The sequence below is a fragment of the Neorhizobium sp. NPDC001467 genome, from assembly GCF_050275975.1.
Taxonomy (GTDB): domain Bacteria; phylum Pseudomonadota; class Alphaproteobacteria; order Rhizobiales; family Rhizobiaceae; genus Neorhizobium.
Genome location: NZ_JBNNPS010000009.1, coordinates 47,864 through 64,721 on the forward strand (window position 1 = coordinate 47,864; position 16,858 = coordinate 64,721).

The following is a 16,858-nucleotide window of genomic DNA, read 5'->3' on the forward strand; positions in this document are numbered from 1 at the left end:
ATGAACGAGCGGGGGGCGCTGAAAGACGATGGCCCATCAGGCAACCGGCAATCGCCCGGCAGGGGCCGGCGAGGCGGTACGACCCTTCGCGGTGACGCATGCAAGCGTGCTGTCGATCGCCGTCCCGATGACGATCGGCTATTTGACGACTCCGCTCCTCGGGTTGACCGCCACCGCCGTCGTCGGCCGGCTCGGCAATCCCGCAGCACTGGCGGGACTGGCCATCGGCGCCATTCTGTTCGACCTCATTTTCGGCAGCCTCAGCTTCTTTCGCACATCCACCACCGGCCTGACGGCGCAGGCCTTCGGGCGCGGTGATGCCCGCGAGCAGCAGGCGGTGTTCTGGCGTGCCTTCATCAGCGCGATCGGGCTCGGCTTCCTGATGCTGATGGCGACGCCGCTGATCCTCGCCTATGCGCCCGGCCTGATGACGGGCGATACCTCCGTGGCCGACGTCACCCGGCACTACTTCGGCATCCGCGTGCTGAGCAGCCCGGCAACCTTCATCAACTTCGCCATTCTCGGCTATGTTCTGGGACGCGGCCAGGGCACGCTCGCGCTGTTTCTGCAGATCGTTATCAACGGCAGCAATATCATCCTGTCGATTTTCCTCGGCCTCCATCTGGGCTGGGGCGTGGACGGCGTCGCCTGGGGCACGGTGTCTGCGGAGGTCATCGGTGCGATGGTCGGGATGATCGTCGTCTTCCGGCAGTTCCGCACCATGCCGAGCGAGCGGCCTGGCCTTGCCGACATTCTTGACCGCGCCCGGCTGGTGGCGCTGTTCCAGCTCAACGCAGATATCCTGATCCGGTCGCTGGTGCTGAACTGCGCCTATGCGATCATGACCCGGGTCGGCTCGAGCTTCGGCGCGGTGACGCTGGCGGCCAATGCCGTGCTGATGAACGTCTTCCTGTTGTGTTCCTTTTTTCTCGACGGCTTGGCAGGCGCCGCGGAGCAACTGGCGGGACGCTCGCTCGGTGCCCGCTACCGACCGGCTTTCGACCGCGCGCTGAAACTCACGGCACTCTGGTCTTTTGCCATGGCCGGTGGGCTGGCGCTGTTCTTTCTCGCTTTCGGCGCCTCGATGATCGATCTTCTGACCACCTCGCCGGAGGTGCGCGCAGAAGCGCTGTCGCATCTGGGCTGGGCCGCCGTAACGGGCCTGACCGGCGCGCTCGCCTTCCAGCTCGACGGCGTCTATATCGGCGCGACCTGGTCGCGCACGATGCGCAACATGATGCTGGCCTCGCTCGCCGGATTCTGCCTGGCAGTGGCGGTGCTGGTACCGGCCTTCGGCAATCACGGCCTTTGGCTGGCGATCAACCTGTTCCTGGGGCTGCGCGGCCTTCTTCTCTTGGCCATGCTGCCGTCACGGACGCATCAGAGCTTCGCTGCCGCCCAGTGATCGGTGCGGTTGTCGCGCAGGTCGCGGATCGATGCCGCCCCTTCCCGCTGCACGAGGCCTGACAGACCGGCGACGATACGGCCGGCAAGGCCCGGACCTTCATAGACCATGCCGGAATAGAGCTGCACCAGATCGGCGCCCGCCTTGATCTTTTCCAGCGCGGTTTCGGCGGAGGAGACTCCGCCGACGCCGATGATCGGCAGCTGTGCGCCGACCCGCTTGCGCATACGCGCCAGAACGGCGGTGGAGCGTGCGAACAGCGGCTTGCCCGAAAGGCCGCCCGCCTCGCCCGCCTGGGCCTGGTCGCGCAGGCCATCGCGCGACAGCGTGGTGTTGGAGACGATCAGGCCATCCAGCGCATGCGCGAGCACCTCGGCAGCGATGTCGTCCATCCCCTCTTCCGTCAGGTCCGGCGCGATCTTCAGGAACACCGGGACCGTGCGGCCGGACTTTCGGGCCTCCTCGTCGCGCGCGGCGATCACGGCCGACAGCAGTGCTGCAAGACTTTCACGCGCCTGCAGGTCCCGCAGGCCGGGTGTATTGGGCGAGGAAATGTTGGCGGTAAAATAGGACGCGACCGGGGCGAAGCGGCGGATGCCGGCAACGTAATCGGCGATGCGATCGGCGCTGTCCTTGTTGGCGCCGATATTGACACCGATGATGCCGCCGCGCCGGATCGACGACAGGCGGGCAAAAGCCGGGTCGTGGCCTTCGTTGTTGAAACCGAAGCGGTTGATGACCGCTTCATCCTCGACGAGCCGGAACAGGCGCGGTTTGGGATTGCCGGGCTGTGCCTTCGGTGTGAGCGTTCCGACTTCGACATGGCCGAAACCTAGTTTCAGCAGGGCCTGCGGCACTTCCGCATTCTTGTCGTAACCCGCGGCCAGACCGAGCGGATTTGGAAATTCGAGACCGGCGAGACTGACGCGCAGGCGCGGATCGGGCCGCGCCGCGCATGCGGGTACAAGACCCGACTTCAGCGCCGAGATGGACAATCCGTGAGCGACTTCAGGATCGAGCAGGAACAGACCGCGGCGGGTGACGCTTTTCAGAAGGTCGATCATCGTCACAACTCCGGAAACTGGTGTCGGCCGTCGGCGCCGAGGGTCAGCGGCTTTTCCCAGATCACGGCATCAAGGGCGAGCGGGGCATAAAGATGCGGGAAGAGCGCGCCACCTCGCGATGGCTCCCAGACCAGGCTGTCGCCCAGCCGGTCGGCATCCACTGCCAGGAGCACGAGATCGGTCTGGCCGGCAAAATGTCGGCTCGCGGTTTCCTGCACTTGGTCAGCGGCGGAGAAATGGATGTAACCATCGGCAAGATCGACCGCCGCGCCATCAAAAACGCCTTTTCCCCTGGCATCGAGCCAGAGGGCCTGCGTCACGATCTTGTAGATTACATCGCTCATTGTCGGTCCCGGTGGTGGTTGTCGAGCGAGGATGTGCCGCAAAGGCATCGGTTTGTCCATGGCGAAGGTCGCCCTTGAGCCACACGGTTTTCATAAGACAGGAGATGGACATGGTCCTACGCATCCCGACACTTGCAGCCCTTGCGGGCGTGACGGCGGTTCTTGTAATGCCATCTGCCGTTTTCGCCCAGGAAGGCAGCCAGAATAGGTTTCAGCTGGAAAAGACGGAAAGCGGTTTCGTGCGCCTCGACACGCAAAGCGGTGCGCTGACCCTGTGCCGCGACGAAGGCGGGCAACTGGCCTGCCGCATGGCCGCGGACGAGCGCGCGGCTTACGAAAAAGAACTCGAACTGCTGGAGAAACGCGTGACCGCGTTGGAGAGCCGGCAGAGCACCGCTGCCGCCAAGCCCGGCCTGCCATCGGAGGACGAGATCGAGACCACGCTGTCGATCATGGAGCGGTTCATGCGACGCTTCTTCGGCCTTGTCGAGGAATTCCGGCAGGAGGAACGTCAGGCATCGCCGGATCGGACATGAACGGACCGGACCTGAGCCGGCCCCATATGCAACCCTGCCAGCAAGCGTGAGCGTTGAAGATCCTCCGCGCTTCGGGGACTTGTGCTGAACAGCCGGCAGTATTAGAAATATCGGTATGAGACGAGGCAGACTATGCTGTTGGGAGGCGGCGTGGGCATGCAGACACTCACCATCATCATTGCGGATGATCACCCGCTGTTTCGCGGTGCGCTCCGGCAAGCGGTCAACGATATCGGCGAGGCCCCGACCATCATCGAGGCGGGCGATTTCCTGACGGCGCGCCAGGCGGCCAGCGATCATCTCGATATCGACCTCATGCTGCTCGATCTCAACATGCCCGGTGTTTCCGGCTTTTCCGGACTGACGGCGCTGCGCCGCGAATTCCCAAGCCTGCCGGTCATCGTGGTATCCGCCAGCGACGACCATGCCACGATCAGCCGGGCGCTCGACATCGGCGCTTCGGGCTTCATTTCCAAATCCGCCGGGTTGGAAGACATCCGCAGGGCCATCGATACCGTGCTGGCCGGCGGTCTGTGGACCGGCCTGCAGGACGAAGACGCACGTAACCAGGCGACCGCGGATCCGGCCATGACGGAACTGATGGAACGGATGAAGACGCTGACGCCGCAGCAGAGCAAGGTTCTGACCATGCTCGGAAGGGGGCTGTTGAACAAGCAGATCGCCTTTGCGCTCGGCGTATCGGAAGCGACGATCAAGGCGCATGTCTCGGCCATCCTCCTCAAACTGAATGTCGACAGCAGGACCCAAGCGGTGATCAAGCTCGGGCAGGTAAATCTCGCGCTGGTCGCCTGAGACATAAGCCGGAGACGACAATGCAGGATTTTATTCCTTTCCGTCTTTACTCTGTCACCGGTTTTGGCTAGCTTCGGACCCGTATGGATGCGGTGCGCGGGTAGCAGGGCGCAACCCGACAAGTCCCGGACAGGACCGGGTTTGACGGCGACCGGCCGCCTCTCCCGGGCGCGCCAATGAGGACAGGCCATCGCGACGTTGCGCTGCCGCCGCCTACGGCGGGTGCCGATGCGCGGCAGGATTTTGAAAACGATGTTGTCACACGAGACGATCTGGAGCGCGCTCGATGCGCTCGCCGAACGCCACCAGTTGACCCCGTCGGGCCTTGCCCGCCGGGCCGGCCTCGATCCGACGTCGTTCAACAAGTCCAAGCGCCAGGGGCCGGACGGACGGATGCGCTGGCCCTCGACGGAATCGATCGCCAAGGTTCTGGAGGCGACGGGGTCCAGTATCGATCAGTTCCTGTCCTATCTCGGACCGGATCAGGCGAGCCGCCCGGTCCTTGAAGCATTGCCAACGGATCGCCGGGCAGCCTATTCAAACGGCGTCCCCCTGCTTGGTTTCGCGCAGGCAGGCGCCGGCGGTTTCTTCGATGACGGCGGCTTTCCGGCCGGACAGGGCTGGGACGTGGTCGATTTCCCGGCAGCGCCTGCCAGCGGCGCCGTCTACGCGCTGGAAGTGCAGGGCGATTCCATGCTGCCGCTTTACCGGGACGGCGACCGGCTGATCGTGGAGCCTGGCGCGCAGGTCAGGCGCGGCGACCGCGTTGTGGTGAAGACCCGTGAGGGCGAGGTCATGGCCAAGGTGCTGTTGCGCCAGAGCGCCAAATCCATCGAACTCAATTCGCTCAACCCGGCCCATCCCAACCGGATATTCGATATCAGCGAGATCGAGTGGATCGCCCGCATCATCTGGGCCAGCCAGTAGGCTCAACCGCGCTTCAATAAAGTCCGTTGGGGAAATAGCGCAGATAGATTTCCTGAAGCCGGCCGCTGCGCGACAGGGCTGCAACGGCGCTGTCGAAAGCGGCGGGCAGGATCGTGTCATTGCCACGAAACATGGCCGACAGACCTTCGCCAAGAAAGCGTTGCGACAGGTAGGGCCCATCGAAAAGCCTGCAGCAGCCAGCCGATGCCTCGCTGGCGACCCAGAAAGGCAGACGCAGGCCATCGGCAAAGACGGCATCGAGCTCACCCCTTTTCAGGGCTTCCAGCATGGCTTCCGGTGTTTCGAACGGGCGCGCCGACAATTTTGGGAAAAAGCCCTTCAGCATGGCCTCGTGCACGGTGCCGGCAACGACCCCTACCGGACGGCCGGACAGGGCGGAACCGGCATGGCCAGTGACGGCGATCTTGCTATTGACGGCGAAACGGGCCGGCAAAACGAGATAGGGTCGCGAGAACGCGAAGGTCTGTCGCAACGCCGGCGTTACGGAAACGCCGGCTAGCACGACCTCGGCTGCGCCCTTTTCCAGCGTTGGTGCAAGCTCTGCATAGGGAAGCGCCTGGATCTGGCATTTCGCCTCCACCTTCAGCTCGGCGCAGATCTCTCGGATGAAATCCATGTGAAAACCGGTCAGCCGGCCGGTCTGATCGACGAAGCTGAAGGGCGGGAAATCGACAGTCAGGAGAACGCGTATGCGCGCGACGCCGGAAAGATCCGGCCGCGGCAGGCGCTCGCGCGCGTCGGACAGGACCGGCAGGTCGTTTTCACTGCCGGCAGGCGATATCGCGGGCATCTGGGCCTGGGCGGACGTGACCAATACGGGCGCCGTCAGCACAAGGGCAGCAAGGGCAAACGAAGCTTGGACAAGCGCTGCGCAAAGCACCTTGAACATGGCAGGGCGTTCCGTCCTAGCCCCCCGTCTTTTGAGGGATGTAACCAATGCGTGCATCTCTATGATCTCAAACAGGACGGCCGGACATATTCTGAAGTGGGGTTTAGCAGAACCATGCGCACGGGGGAATATTTTGATGGGTCGGCGGCGTCCAACACCAATACTATCAGCGCCAATGCCGCACCCGCACCCCTACAGCAAACCGACGAGAGCAGGGCCATGGCGGGCCTTGGGTTCGGAAAACCGCTGATCGAACGGTTTGCCAAGAGGGCGGATGCGAACGGGACCTGTATCGAAGCCGAGTTGCTGGTCGATGGCACGATCCGCGAACAAGCCTATTTTGCGGCCATGGCGCGCTACCTCCGCCTCCCCTTCATCGACCGTATCGGCGCCTGCGCCGTGGCGGACAGCGACACGCTTGACGTGCAATTGCTGCGGCCGAACCAAATCCGGCTGCAGCATGCCAGGCATTCACCACAGGTGGCCATCGCGCCCGAGGCGGCGCGGCTTGCGGATCTTGCCGCATTGCTCGATCGGCTGCCGGCCCTGCGTCAGGGGCTGGTGATCGCCGCGCCGTCGCAGATCCGCGCCGCCGTATGGCAGGCCGGTGCGGCGCGACGTGTCAGGGCGACCGTTGCCCACCTGTTCGAGACCCATCGCCATTCCTCCGCCCGCATCGTTCTGTCGGGAACCCAGGGGTTCATGGCGGGCTGTATCGTCGTCCTGCTCGCCATGGCGTTGCTGATCGGCCAGAACACCACGCTGATCTATCTGCACCTTACCCTGTCGCTGCTGTATCTTTCGTCTCTCGCGATACGGATCGCCGCCCTCGCCCACGACAAACGCATTCTGCGGCCACCATTGGTTCCGGCACGGACGGACAACCTGGTCGGCAGGCAGCCCGACCTGCCGGTCTATACGGTGATGGTGGCGCTTTACCGCGAGGCAGCGGTTGCCGAACAGCTGGTTCGAAGCCTGGAGCGGCTGGACTGGCCAGCCTCGCTGCTCGACATCAAGCTTGTCTGCGAAGGCGACGATGAGGAAACGATTGCCGCGCTCAATGCCCTTTCGCTTCGGCCGCATTTCGAAATCGTCAGCGTCCCGCCTTGCCAGCCGCGCACCAAGCCAAAGGCGCTGACCTATGCGCTAAGCGGTGCGCGCGGCCAATATCTCGTTATTTACGACGCCGAGGACCGGCCGCATCCGCAGCAGCTGCGCGAGGCGCATGCCCGTTTCTGCCGCGATGGCGGGGATCTTGCCTGCCTGCAGGCGCCATTGGTCATCACCAATGCACGGGCATCCTTCTTGAGCGCGCTGTTTGCGGTCGAGTACGCAGCGCTATTTCGCGCCATGTTGCCCATGCTCGCCGCCTATCGGCTGCCGATGCCGCTTGGCGGCACATCCAATCACTTCCGCACCTCGGCCCTGATCGCCGTCGGCGGCTGGGATCCGTTCAACATGACCGAGGATGCCGATCTCGGCGTGCGGCTCTACCGTCACGGCTATCGGTCTGCGACCCTTTTCCGACACACGCTGGAGGATGCGCCGACCACCGCAGCCGAATGGCTCAACCAGCGTACCCGCTGGTACAAGGGCTGGGTCCAGACCTGGCTCGTTGCCACCCGTCATCCCCGCACCCACATTGCCGAAATGGGAGGTATGGGTGCACTGGTCTTCCATCTGATGGTCGGCGGCATGCTGGTATCGGCACTTCTGCATCCGCTTCTCCTCCTCTCGGTCCTGCAGGGCATTATTGCCATCAGCGGCGATGCGGCAGCGGCCAAAGCTTTCATTACCCAGCCGCTCTTCGCCCTTGATCTCCTCAATATTCTGGGAAGCTACGGCCTCTTCGTCCTGCTTGGCTTCCGTTCGATGACCGGGCTCGAAAAGCGTCTGGTCGGCTGGCGGTGCGTGGCGGTACCGCTCTACTGGATGATGACCTCTCTGGCCGCCTGGCGCGCAGTCAACGAATTGAGGATAAAACCTTTTTTCTGGAACAAAACGCCGCATCGTCCCGTTGATGCCCCCATCGGGACGGCGAAGTAGACCCGGCTCACTTTCCCATCGTGACGGAGGGAATGAGTTCCACCGCGGCGCTATCGAAACCTCCCGCGTCACCCGCTGGGACAGGCGGGTTTAAAATGGAGAGAGAAAGTTCATGTCGGTTCTCATCAGTATTCTGATCACATTCCTCGTCATCGTTCTGGTGCTTTATCTGCTGCAGCGCCTGCCGATCGACGGCCGCGCAAAGCAGATCGTGCAGGTCATTGTCATCCTGATCGGCATCATCTCGCTGCTGCGCTATCTGGCGGTATTCTGATCCGCGACCGCGGCTTACGCTGAGGCTGCTATGCCCAGCTGACAATTCAAAGCAACAAAAAAGGCCGGGGCGAAACCGCACCGACCTTCCTCATCATCGCTTACCAACCCTGCCAGTACATCCGTGGTCAAATGTCTTGAGCGACGCGGCAATTGCGAGCGGCGAACATGTTTCAGCGCTCATCAGCAATGCCGATGCAGAGACATATAGATGCGGATTGTGTCAGGAAGACGACGGCGCAGACGCTGGAGCGGGTGAAGGGAATCGAACCCTCGTATTCAGCTTGGGAAGCTGCTGCTCTACCATTGAGCTACACCCGCCTGCAGCATCTAGCCTTCCAACAGATGAGCCGGACTGTCAAGCCGCTTCGCTGCAGCATCAGCTGCGGAAATGTTTCGACAATTTCAGCCCCTGCGCCTGATAGTTCGAGCCCAGTCCCGCGCCGTAAAGGCCTTGCGGCGCTTCCAGCATGTGTTCATACACCAGCCGGCCGACGATCTGTGCGTCTTCGAGGATGAACGGCACTTCGTGGCTGCGCACTTCGAGCACGGCGCGACTGCCGCGACCGCCGGCGGCTTCATGGCCGAAGCCCGGATCGAAGAAACCGGCATAATGGACGCGGAATTCGCCGACCAGGGGATCGAAAGGCGTCATTTCAGCGGCGTAGAGCGGCGGCACATGCACGGCCTCACGCGACACGAGGATATAGAACTCGTCCGGATCGAGGATCAGTTCGTTTCGGCCGCGGCTGTAGAGCGGCTCCCAGAAATCGAAGATGTCGTGCTGGGCCTTCTTGTCGACATCGACCACGGCCGTATGGTGCTTGCCGCGATAGCCGATCAGGCCTTGTCCATCGCCGCGCAGGTCGATCGACAGCGCGATGCCGCCGCCTGACACGTTCGGCTGCTGCGAGGCGACCAAGGTTTCGTCATTGTGCAGCGTCAGCAGTTCCGGTTCGCCGAGCAGCGCATTGCCGATGCGGAAGCGGATCTGCGACAGGCGCGAGCCCCGGCGCACGACGATCGGGAAGGTGCGCGGCGAGATTTCTAGATAGAGCGGCCCGGAATAACCGGCAGGGATCTTGTCGAATTCCTGGGCATAATCGGTGATGACGCGGGTGAAGATGTCGAGCCGGCCGGTCGAACTCTTTGGATTGGCCGAAGCGGACATGTCGGACGGTAGATCGAGACGCTCCATCAACGGCACGATATAGACACAGCCGGTTTCCAGAACGGCACCTTCGGACAGATCCACGACATGCAGGCTCAACCGGTCGAGCTTGTCGGACACAAGGCTGTTGGGACCCGGCATGAAGGACGCGCGGACCCGGAAGGCCTTGGCGCCAAGCCGCAGATCGAGGCTGGCTGGCTGGATCTGATCGCTGTCGAGCGGGCGCTCGGAGACAAGACGTCTCGTCTCGAACAGCGCCGAGATTGCGCGGTCAGCCAGAATTCCGGTCGTCCTGATCATTGTCAAAAAGCCCTTCGCCTTGAATGGCGGACAAAACCAAATCAAGGCCATTGACGCAAGCCGGAGCGAGGCGTAAGCCGGTTTTATCCCGTGGTGATTTGGCCGGTCGGCTTGCAGCCACGTTAAACAAGTGGCTAAAAAGACCGGGATGAAAGCCGGTCTGCTTTTGCGGCCGGTTTTTTTGTATCACGAAGGTGGTCAGTCCATGAGCAAAACTCCCAACAAGAATTGGCGCCCGGCAACGACACTCGTGCATGGCGGCACGCTGCGCTCGCAATATGGCGAGATGTCGGAAGCGATCTATCTGACGCAGGGTTTTACCTACGACAGCTCGGAAGCCGCGGAAGCACGTTTCAAGGGCGAGGAAGAGGGCTATATCTACGCCCGCTACGGCAGCCCCACCAATGACATGTTCGAAAAGCGCATGTGCGCGCTGGAAGGCGCCGAGGAAGCCCGCGCCACTGCCTCTGGCATGGCCGCGATCACGGCAGCGCTCCTGTGCCAGTTGAAGGCCGGCGACCACATTGTTGCCGCCCGCGCCCTGTTCGGCTCCTGCCGCTGGGTGGTCGAGACGCTGGCACCGCGTTACGGCATCGAATGCACGCTGGTCGATGGCCGCTACCTCGAAAACTGGGAAAAGGCGATCAAGCCGAACACCAGGGTGTTCTTCCTCGAAAGCCCGACCAACCCGACGCTGGAAGTGATCGACATTGCCGGCGTGGCGGCCCTTGCCAACCAGATCGGCGCCCGCGTCATGGTCGACAACGTGTTTGCCACCCCACTTTTCCAGAAGCCGCTGGAACTCGGTGCGCATGTGGTGGTCTATTCCGCGACAAAACATATCGACGGACAGGGCCGCAGTCTGGCCGGCGTCATTCTTTCCGACAAGGAATGGGTGACGGAGCATCTGCAAGATTATTACCGCCATACCGGCCCGGCCATGTCGCCGTTCACCGCCTGGACGCTGATCAAGGGTCTCGAAACCCTGCCGATCCGCGTGAAGCAGCAGACCGAAAACGCCGGCCGCATCGCCGATTTCCTGGCCGAGCAGAGACAGGTCGCCAGGGTTATCTATCCGGGCCGCAAGGACCATCCGCAGGCCGATATCATCGCCAAGCAGATGACGGGCGGCTCGACGCTGGTGGCCTTCGAGCTGAAGGGCGGCAAGGAGGCGGCATTCAAGCTGCAGAACGCCATGGAGGTCGTGACGATCTCCAACAATCTCGGCGACACGCGCTCGATCATCACCCACCCGGCGACGACGACGCACAAGAACCTCACCGATGAGGCGCGCGCCGAACTGGGCATTTCCGCAGGCACGGTCCGCTTTTCCGCCGGCATCGAGGACCCGGACGATCTGATCGAGGATTTTGCGCAGGCTTTGTCGAAAATTTCCGCGTAAATATCAGCTTTGCGTCAAAAGCCCGCCATTTACCATGGCAGTTATCCCTAATATACGGAATCCCGGCCGCAAATGCCCTCTGCGGCCGGGATTTCTTGACGTCAGCCACGCTCTATACGATACGGATAGTATCAGCGTGAGGTGTATCGGGCATGTATAGTGCGCGAACGAAAGATATCGAAGTGGCGGTCGAGCCCTATTATCTGGAGGAGCAATCCGATCCGGACGATAGCCGATATGTCTGGGGCTACCGCATCGTCATTTCCAACCACTCGTCACGGTCGGTGAAACTGGTGCAGCGCTACTGGCACATAACCGACGAGAACGGATTGGTCGACGAGGTCGAGGGTCTGGGTGTCGTCGGCGAGCAGCCGCATTTGAAACCCGGCGACAGTTACGAATATTCCTCCGGCTGCCCGCTCGACACGCCTTCGGGCATGATGTTCGGCCATTACCAGATGGAAACCGACGACGGCGAGACCATGATCGTCAACATTCCAGCGTTCTCGCTGGATTCACCGGGGCATTTGCGGATTTTGAACTGATGTGTTTGTCATCCTCGGGCCTGTCCCGAGGATCCAATCACATCAATCGCAGCACGCCGGTGCAGATCCTCGGGGCAGGCCCGAGGAGGATGGTGGAGAGGGTTGCGACCCTTCCGTCGCCGAAGCCGTCAGGACCTTACGCCACTGCAAATTCCGCCACATCATACCGATAGGTGGTCGAGCAGAATTCGCAGCTGACGGCAATCTGGCCGTCCTCCTGGCTGGCGTCGATCTCTTCCGCCGTAAAGCCAGAAAGCACACTCTTGATCTTGTCGCGCGAGCAGCTGCAACGGTCGAAAACCGTCTGCGGATCGTAGATGCGCACGCCGCGCTCGTGAAACAGCCGATAGAGAAGCCGTTCGATGCCGACCTGCGGATCGGTCAGCTCGTCGGTATCGACGGTTTCGACCAGCATGCGGGCTTCCGACCAGGCGTCGTCCAAGGAATGGTCCTCGGCCTCGCGCTCATCACCATCGCCGCCATGCAGATCCGGCTGGCGCATACGCTCGGGCGCCTGCGGCAGGAACTGCGCAACGATGCCGCCGGCCCGCCAGTTGTGGCGCGGCTTGCCGTCCTCGTCACGGTCGAACAGTTCCGCGACACCGAGGCGGACCTTGGTCGGGATCTGTTCCGACTGGCGGAAATAGACGCCGGCAATTTCCTCCAGCGTCGAGCCGTCAAGCGGCACGATGCCCTGATAGGGCTGCATGCCCGTACCCTGATCAATGGTGAAGGCAAGAATGCCCTCGCCCAGCAATTCCTGCGGCAACGTCCTGCCGGCCTCGACGGCGGCGGCCAGTGCGTCTTCGTCGTAACGGGCATAGGCGCGAAGCGCGTCGGGCGTCGAGAAATCGGCAACCAGAAGATCGACCGGGCCGTCGCCCTTTGTCTGCACCGTAAACTTGCCCGAGAATTTCAGCGAGGTCCCGAGCAACGCGGTGAGCACGATCGATTCCGCCAGCAGGCGGGCAACCAGCGCCGGATAGTCATGCCGTCGCAGAATGGTGTTCAAAAGCGGCCCGAGCTGAACCGCACGGCCGCGCACGTCCAGACCCTCGACCTGGAAGGGCACGACGCGATCATCACCGGCAAGGGTGAGATCGGTGAGTTCGACGGTTGCTTCTGCCATTTTTCCGCTCCTTTTGCGCCGCTCATCGCAACTTGACACAGGCCCCTGCCGAGCGGAACCGCTGGCCGGGGCGAAGGACGACGCCGATATAGGTTGAAAGGCCGGCGCGACCAAGTCGCCCAGCCCGTTTGAAGTGCATGAAGTGGTGAGAGCAGCCGCCGAATTCAAGCGGGTGTGCCGCCCTCCATGGCCTCGACCTCAAACGGCGCCGAAGCACCAGGCGAGGATCGATTTTTGCGCATGGAGGCGGTTCTCGGCCTCGTCGAACACAACCGATTGCGGGCCATCGATGACGCTGTCGGTGACTTCCTCGCCGCGATGCGCCGGCAGGCAGTGCATGAAAAGCGCATCGTCCTTGGCCCGTTTCATCAGCGCGTCATTGACCTGATAGGGCTGGAAAATGTTGTGCCCGCGCGCCTTGTGCTCCTGGTTCATCGAAACCCAGGTATCGGTGACGACCATGTCCACCCCGGTGACCGCCTGTTCGGCATCGTGGTAGAGTTTGACGTTACCGCCATTGTTGCGCGCCCAGTTCAGGAACTTGTCGTGGGGTTCAGATCCCATGGGAACGGCCATGTTCATCGTGTAACCGAAACGGGCAGCACCTTCGACGAAGGAATGCAGCACGTTATTGCCGTCACCGGTCCAGGCGAACGTCTTGCCTTCGACGGAACCGCGATGTTCCTCGAAGGTCATCAGGTCGGCCATGATCTGGCAAGGATGCGTATCGTCGGTCAGTGCGTTGATGACCGGCACGGTGGCGTGTTCGGCGAGTTCGAGAAGGCGCTTGTGATCGGTGGTGCGGATCATGATCGCATCGACGTAACGCGACAGCACCTTCGCCGTATCGCCGATCGTCTCAGCGCGACCGAGCTGCATCTCGGTGCCGGACAGGAACAGGGTTTCCCCGCCGAGCTGACGCATGCCGACATCGAAAGAGACGCGGGTGCGGGTGGACGGCTTTTCGAAGATCATCGCCAGCATCTTGCCGGCCAGCGGCTTGTCGGCCGTGCCGGCCTTGGTGGCCTCCTTGCGGACCTTGGCGTCGTCGAGGATCGTGCGCAGATCCTGCTTCGAGACGGCGGACAGATCTAGAAAATGCTTGGGAGATGCCATTTCAAAAATTCCCTTCACGAGGGAACCCGAAACGGCGTCCCCTCTCCTGCCCTCAGGCGGTTTTCTTCAACTGTTCGGCGGTAAGTGCTTCCGCCGCGCGTTCGATGCGGGCCAGTCCCTCGCGGGCTTCCTCCGCAGTGACGACCAGCGGCGGCAGCAGGCGCACGACATTGTCGCCGGCCGGCACCGACAGCATCTTTTCGTTGCGCAGGCCGGTAACCAGATCGCCGGCCGGGATTTTCGCCTTGATGCCGAGCAGCAGGCCTTCGCCGCGGATATCCTCGATCACGTCCGGGAAACGATCCTTAAGCGCCGCAAGGCCCTGACGGAAGACGAGCGCGACATCACGGACATTGTCGAGGAAACCGTCGGCAAGGACGATGTCGAGCACGGCGTTGCCGCAGGCCATGGCCAGCGGATTGCCGCCATAGGTCGTACCGTGAATGCCGGGTTTCATGCCGGAGGCGGCTTCGGCCGTTGCAAGGCAGGCGCCGAACGGAAAACCGCCGCCGATGCCCTTGGCAATCGCCATGATGTCGGGCGTCACGCCCAGCCACTCGTGTGCGAAAAACTTGCCGGTGCGGCCGACGCCGGTCTGAACCTCGTCGAGGATCAGCAGCAGGCCCTTTTCATCGCAGATGCGACGCAGCTCGCGCATGAATTCCTTCGGCACGGGGCGCACGCCGCCCTCTCCCTGGATCGGCTCGATCAGCAGGGCGCCAGTATTTTCGGTGATGGCGGCATTGAGCGCATCGAGATCGCCGAACGGCACCTGATCGAAACCCTGCGCTTTGGGGCCAAAACCTTCCATGTATTTTTCCTGCCCGCCGGCGGCGATCGTTGCGATCGTGCGGCCGTGGAAGGCACCTTCGAAGGTGACGATGTGGAATTTTTCCGGATTACCCTTGGAGAAGTGATAACGACGCGCCGTCTTGATGGCGCATTCCAGCGCTTCCGCTCCCGAATTGGTGAAGAACACTTTGTCTGCGAACGTCGCTTCCGTCAGGCGGCGGGCGAGCCGCTCCTGCTCCGGGATTTCATAGAGGTTGGAGAGGTGCCAGACCTTTTCCGCCTGCGCCTTCAGCGCATTGACCAGATGCGGATTGGAATGGCCGCAGGAGGTGACTGCGACGCCCGCACCAAAATCGAGATATCGCTCGCCGCCTTCCGTCACAAGCCAAACGCCCTCGCCGCGCTCGAAGCGAAGCGGAGCCCGGGCAAACGTGTCGAAAAGGGCGGCTTCAGCCATGGCGACATATCTCCTGAATGCTCACAGATCGACCGCGTTCGCCACGGCCGGAATTGAAAATGCCGCCTGGAAAGGCGGCGGGAGGACTATCCGCATTTCCCTGTGCGCTGTCAACAAAACACCTTTCAAAGCAGGCAATTTCGCCCTATCCCGCGCGACGGTTCACTCGCCCAGAAGCTGTGACAAATATGACTCGCCGGGCCAGCAAGTTGGGGAAAACCGGAAAATCGATTCGCGGTGATTCGCCCGACTCTTGCCACGGAGTCACCCCCACACTAGGTTATTCTCAATTACTAGGCTGCATGCGGCGGAACTGGTCACCAAAAGTATAGATGTAGTATTTTCTGGCGGATTCATTCGCCGGATCGGTGATCGATTCAAGCCACGTTCAGCACCTCACGGCGGAGAGACAGCATGAACTGGACTGACGAGCGGGTCGAGCGACTGACGAAATTATGGGCCGAAGGTCTGAGCGCCAGCCAGATCGCGGCGCAACTTGGAGGCGTAAGCCGCAACGCGGTGATCGGCAAGGTCCACCGCCTCAATCTGCCGGGCCGCGCGAAAGCCGGCGGAGCAGCGAGTGCTGCACCGCGCCCGGCCAAGCGCGTCGCTGCTTCCGCACCGCGCCCGCAGAGCAATTTTGCGGCCCGTCCGCAGGCTCGCACCGCGCAGCGCCCGGCCGGCGCTACCCTGGTCCGCGAAGAGATGGAGATGGAGGCGACGACGCAGGACGTTGCCGTCTACAAGCCGGCCGGCAACATCGTCGTGCCGATCAACCGCAAGCTGGCGCTGACGGAACTGACCGAGCGCACCTGCAAATGGCCGATGGGCGATCCGCTGAAGGACGACTTCCACTTCTGCGGCGCCGAATCCCCGGACAATTCGCCCTACTGCAAATACCATGGCCGCATGGCCTACCAGCCGGTCAACGAGCGTCGCAACAAGGCCGTTGCCCGCGCCTGAGCAGGCAAGGCCGCTAGCGCAAGAGATGAAAGCGGGCTTCCAGCCCGCTTTTTTTTGCGCCTACCGATCCGGCATTTGCCTGGTTGCAAGGCAGGTTTGCCGTAACGCCGCTTGCCATTAGATGGGCAAACACCTAATTACGGCTTGCGAGGACGACCTCCCCCGTACTGGGCATGAAACACCGGGACGACCCGGCCAAACCCAAGGGGTTGACTATGCGCACCACGCGCGATCGTATTCGTCATGCCATTAGCTTTGAGGTCATCGGGCTGGCAATCTTCACGCCACTCGCATCCTTCGTTTTCCACCTGCCCGTCGAGCATGTCGGCGTCGTCGGCATCGTTTCGGCAACCGTCGCCACGGCCTGGAACTATGTCTACAATCTCGGCTTCGACCATCTGATGCAGAAATTCCGCGGCAGCACTCAAAAGACGCTGCCCTTGCGTGTCGCCCACACCTTCCTGTTCGAGCTCGGCCTGCTGGTCGTGCTGCTACCGTTCATCGCCTGGTATCTTGGGGTGACGATCTGGCAGGCGCTGGTGATGGATATCTCGTTTGCGACCTTCTATCTGGTCTATGCCTTCGTCTTCAACATGGCCTATGACCGGATCTTTCCGCTGCCGGAATGGCGCGAGGCGCAGGCTCCCGCCGAGTAAATCACAGCG

The 16,858-nt window shown here is 62.2% G+C and carries 17 protein-coding genes, 1 tRNA gene and 1 riboswitch; of the genes, 10 read left to right on the forward strand and 8 right to left on the reverse strand.

Annotated features, from left to right (window positions below):
• Window positions 1–28: 28 nt before the first annotated feature.
• The gene (locus ACQKKX_RS16580; protein ID WP_427572152.1) at window positions 29–1,405 is read left to right on the forward strand and encodes an MATE family efflux transporter; all 1,377 of its coding nucleotides are present in this window, start codon (window positions 29–31) and stop codon (window positions 1,403–1,405) included.
• On the opposite strand, the gene ACQKKX_RS16585 is transcribed toward ACQKKX_RS16580, so the two are convergent.
• Both ACQKKX_RS16585 and ACQKKX_RS16590 read right to left on the reverse strand, forming a co-directional pair.
• Window positions 1,381–2,469 carry a quinone-dependent dihydroorotate dehydrogenase gene (locus ACQKKX_RS16585; RefSeq protein WP_427572154.1) on the reverse strand — a complete coding sequence of 363 codons (1,089 nt, stop codon included), beginning with the start codon at window positions 2,467–2,469 and terminating at the stop codon, window positions 1,381–1,383. The two genes, ACQKKX_RS16580 and ACQKKX_RS16585, sit on opposite strands and share 25 nt — an antisense overlap.
• 2 nt (window positions 2,470–2,471) lie before the next feature.
• Window positions 2,472–2,813, reverse strand: coding sequence for a DUF952 domain-containing protein (locus tag ACQKKX_RS16590; RefSeq protein WP_427572156.1), 342 nt, complete (start codon window positions 2,811–2,813; stop codon window positions 2,472–2,474).
• A gap of 110 nt (window positions 2,814–2,923) precedes the next feature.
• Here ACQKKX_RS16590 and ACQKKX_RS16595 point away from each other — a divergent pair, with 110 nt between their 5' ends.
• From ACQKKX_RS16595 to ACQKKX_RS16605, 3 genes are all read left to right on the forward strand, one after another.
• The gene (locus tag ACQKKX_RS16595; RefSeq protein WP_427572157.1) at window positions 2,924–3,349 is read left to right on the forward strand and encodes a hypothetical protein; all 426 of its coding nucleotides are present in this window, start codon (window positions 2,924–2,926) and stop codon (window positions 3,347–3,349) included.
• Between the two features lie 156 nt (window positions 3,350–3,505).
• The gene (locus tag ACQKKX_RS16600; protein ID WP_427572158.1) at window positions 3,506–4,162 is read left to right on the forward strand and encodes a response regulator; all 657 of its coding nucleotides are present in this window, start codon (window positions 3,506–3,508) and stop codon (window positions 4,160–4,162) included.
• Between the two features lie 252 nt (window positions 4,163–4,414).
• Window positions 4,415–5,089, forward strand: a complete 675-nt coding sequence (locus tag ACQKKX_RS16605) for a LexA family transcriptional regulator (RefSeq protein ID WP_427572160.1) — start codon at window positions 4,415–4,417, stop codon at window positions 5,087–5,089.
• 13 nt (window positions 5,090–5,102) lie between these two features.
• Here ACQKKX_RS16605 and ACQKKX_RS16610 read toward each other — a convergent pair whose 3' ends face one another.
• Entirely contained in the window at window positions 5,103–5,900 is a 798-nt protein-coding gene (locus ACQKKX_RS16610) for a transporter substrate-binding domain-containing protein (RefSeq protein WP_427572299.1), read from the reverse strand.
• Between the two features lie 213 nt (window positions 5,901–6,113).
• On the opposite strand from ACQKKX_RS16610, the gene ACQKKX_RS16615 reads away from it, so the two are divergent.
• Together ACQKKX_RS16615 and ACQKKX_RS16620 are read left to right on the forward strand one after the other, a co-directional pair.
• Window positions 6,114–8,045, forward strand: a complete 1,932-nt coding sequence (locus ACQKKX_RS16615) for a glycosyltransferase (RefSeq protein ID WP_427572161.1) — start codon at window positions 6,114–6,116, stop codon at window positions 8,043–8,045.
• Between the two features lie 112 nt (window positions 8,046–8,157).
• On the forward strand, window positions 8,158–8,319 hold the full coding sequence (locus ACQKKX_RS16620; RefSeq protein ID WP_427572163.1) for a Thivi_2564 family membrane protein: 162 nt from the start codon (window positions 8,158–8,160) through the stop codon (window positions 8,317–8,319).
• A 246-nt stretch (window positions 8,320–8,565) separates the two neighbouring features.
• On the opposite strand, the gene ACQKKX_RS16625 is transcribed toward ACQKKX_RS16620, so the two are convergent.
• Both ACQKKX_RS16625 and ACQKKX_RS16630 read right to left on the reverse strand, forming a co-directional pair.
• A tRNA-Gly gene (locus tag ACQKKX_RS16625) sits at window positions 8,566–8,639 on the reverse strand.
• Window positions 8,640–8,697: 58 nt separating this feature from the next.
• The gene (locus ACQKKX_RS16630; RefSeq protein WP_427572164.1) at window positions 8,698–9,789 is read right to left on the reverse strand and encodes a 2'-deoxycytidine 5'-triphosphate deaminase; all 1,092 of its coding nucleotides are present in this window, start codon (window positions 9,787–9,789) and stop codon (window positions 8,698–8,700) included.
• A gap of 80 nt (window positions 9,790–9,869) precedes the next feature.
• A riboswitch (SAM riboswitch) is annotated at window positions 9,870–9,948 on the forward strand.
• A 46-nt stretch (window positions 9,949–9,994) separates the two neighbouring features.
• Here ACQKKX_RS16630 and ACQKKX_RS16635 point away from each other — a divergent pair.
• Together ACQKKX_RS16635 and apaG are read left to right on the forward strand one after the other, a co-directional pair.
• Window positions 9,995–11,191, forward strand: a complete 1,197-nt coding sequence (locus ACQKKX_RS16635) for an O-succinylhomoserine sulfhydrylase (RefSeq protein ID WP_427572166.1) — start codon at window positions 9,995–9,997, stop codon at window positions 11,189–11,191.
• A 152-nt stretch (window positions 11,192–11,343) separates the two neighbouring features.
• Entirely contained in the window at window positions 11,344–11,736 is a 393-nt protein-coding gene (apaG, locus tag ACQKKX_RS16640; RefSeq protein WP_427572167.1) for a Co2+/Mg2+ efflux protein ApaG, read from the forward strand.
• Window positions 11,737–11,872: 136 nt separating this feature from the next.
• On the opposite strand, the gene ACQKKX_RS16645 is transcribed toward apaG, so the two are convergent.
• The 3 genes from ACQKKX_RS16645 to ACQKKX_RS16655 all read right to left on the reverse strand — a co-directional run bounded on the left by ACQKKX_RS16645 (window position 11,873) and on the right by ACQKKX_RS16655 (window position 15,230).
• A complete protein-coding gene (locus tag ACQKKX_RS16645) occupies window positions 11,873–12,865 on the reverse strand; it encodes an Hsp33 family molecular chaperone (protein WP_427572169.1) in 993 nt (330 codons plus the stop codon).
• Window positions 12,866–13,063: 198 nt separating this feature from the next.
• Window positions 13,064–13,981, reverse strand: a complete 918-nt coding sequence (gene argF, locus ACQKKX_RS16650; protein WP_427572170.1) for an ornithine carbamoyltransferase — start codon at window positions 13,979–13,981, stop codon at window positions 13,064–13,066.
• A gap of 52 nt (window positions 13,982–14,033) precedes the next feature.
• A complete protein-coding gene (locus tag ACQKKX_RS16655) occupies window positions 14,034–15,230 on the reverse strand; it encodes an aspartate aminotransferase family protein (RefSeq protein ID WP_427572172.1) in 1,197 nt (398 codons plus the stop codon).
• Between the two features lie 414 nt (window positions 15,231–15,644).
• Between ACQKKX_RS16655 and ACQKKX_RS16660 the strand changes: the two genes are divergently transcribed.
• A complete protein-coding gene (locus ACQKKX_RS16660; protein ID WP_427572173.1) occupies window positions 15,645–16,193 on the forward strand; it encodes a GcrA family cell cycle regulator in 549 nt (182 codons plus the stop codon).
• Window positions 16,194–16,408: 215 nt separating this feature from the next.
• On the forward strand, window positions 16,409–16,849 hold the full coding sequence (locus tag ACQKKX_RS16665; protein WP_427572175.1) for a PACE efflux transporter: 441 nt from the start codon (window positions 16,409–16,411) through the stop codon (window positions 16,847–16,849).
• Window positions 16,850–16,858: the final 9 nt, after the last annotated feature.

What these genes read in the sequence shown, in the direction of transcription:
- ACQKKX_RS16630 (WP_427572164.1), bottom strand. Translation starts at nt 9,789, where the DNA reads ATGATCAGGACGACCGGAATTCTGGCTGACCGCGCAATCTCGGCGCTG.
- ACQKKX_RS16590 (WP_427572156.1), bottom strand. Translation starts at nt 2,813, where the DNA reads ATGAGCGATGTAATCTACAAGATCGTGACGCAGGCCCTCTGGCTCGAT.
- ACQKKX_RS16655 (WP_427572172.1), bottom strand. Translation starts at nt 15,230, where the DNA reads ATGGCTGAAGCCGCCCTTTTCGACACGTTTGCCCGGGCTCCGCTTCGC.
- ACQKKX_RS16580 (WP_427572152.1), top strand. Translation starts at nt 29, where the DNA reads ATGGCCCATCAGGCAACCGGCAATCGCCCGGCAGGGGCCGGCGAGGCG.
- ACQKKX_RS16660 (WP_427572173.1), top strand. Translation starts at nt 15,645, where the DNA reads ATGAACTGGACTGACGAGCGGGTCGAGCGACTGACGAAATTATGGGCC.
- ACQKKX_RS16620 (WP_427572163.1), top strand. Translation starts at nt 8,158, where the DNA reads ATGTCGGTTCTCATCAGTATTCTGATCACATTCCTCGTCATCGTTCTG.
- argF (WP_427572170.1), bottom strand. Translation starts at nt 13,981, where the DNA reads ATGGCATCTCCCAAGCATTTTCTAGATCTGTCCGCCGTCTCGAAGCAG.
- ACQKKX_RS16595 (WP_427572157.1), top strand. Translation starts at nt 2,924, where the DNA reads ATGGTCCTACGCATCCCGACACTTGCAGCCCTTGCGGGCGTGACGGCG.
- ACQKKX_RS16645 (WP_427572169.1), bottom strand. Translation starts at nt 12,865, where the DNA reads ATGGCAGAAGCAACCGTCGAACTCACCGATCTCACCCTTGCCGGTGAT.
- ACQKKX_RS16600 (WP_427572158.1), top strand. Translation starts at nt 3,506, where the DNA reads ATGCAGACACTCACCATCATCATTGCGGATGATCACCCGCTGTTTCGC.
- ACQKKX_RS16635 (WP_427572166.1), top strand. Translation starts at nt 9,995, where the DNA reads ATGAGCAAAACTCCCAACAAGAATTGGCGCCCGGCAACGACACTCGTG.
- apaG (WP_427572167.1), top strand. Translation starts at nt 11,344, where the DNA reads ATGTATAGTGCGCGAACGAAAGATATCGAAGTGGCGGTCGAGCCCTAT.
- ACQKKX_RS16585 (WP_427572154.1), bottom strand. Translation starts at nt 2,469, where the DNA reads ATGATCGACCTTCTGAAAAGCGTCACCCGCCGCGGTCTGTTCCTGCTC.
- ACQKKX_RS16665 (WP_427572175.1), top strand. Translation starts at nt 16,409, where the DNA reads ATGCGCACCACGCGCGATCGTATTCGTCATGCCATTAGCTTTGAGGTC.
- ACQKKX_RS16605 (WP_427572160.1), top strand. Translation starts at nt 4,415, where the DNA reads ATGTTGTCACACGAGACGATCTGGAGCGCGCTCGATGCGCTCGCCGAA.
- ACQKKX_RS16610 (WP_427572299.1), bottom strand. Translation starts at nt 5,900, where the DNA reads ATGCCCGCGATATCGCCTGCCGGCAGTGAAAACGACCTGCCGGTCCTG.
- ACQKKX_RS16615 (WP_427572161.1), top strand. Translation starts at nt 6,114, where the DNA reads ATGCGCACGGGGGAATATTTTGATGGGTCGGCGGCGTCCAACACCAAT.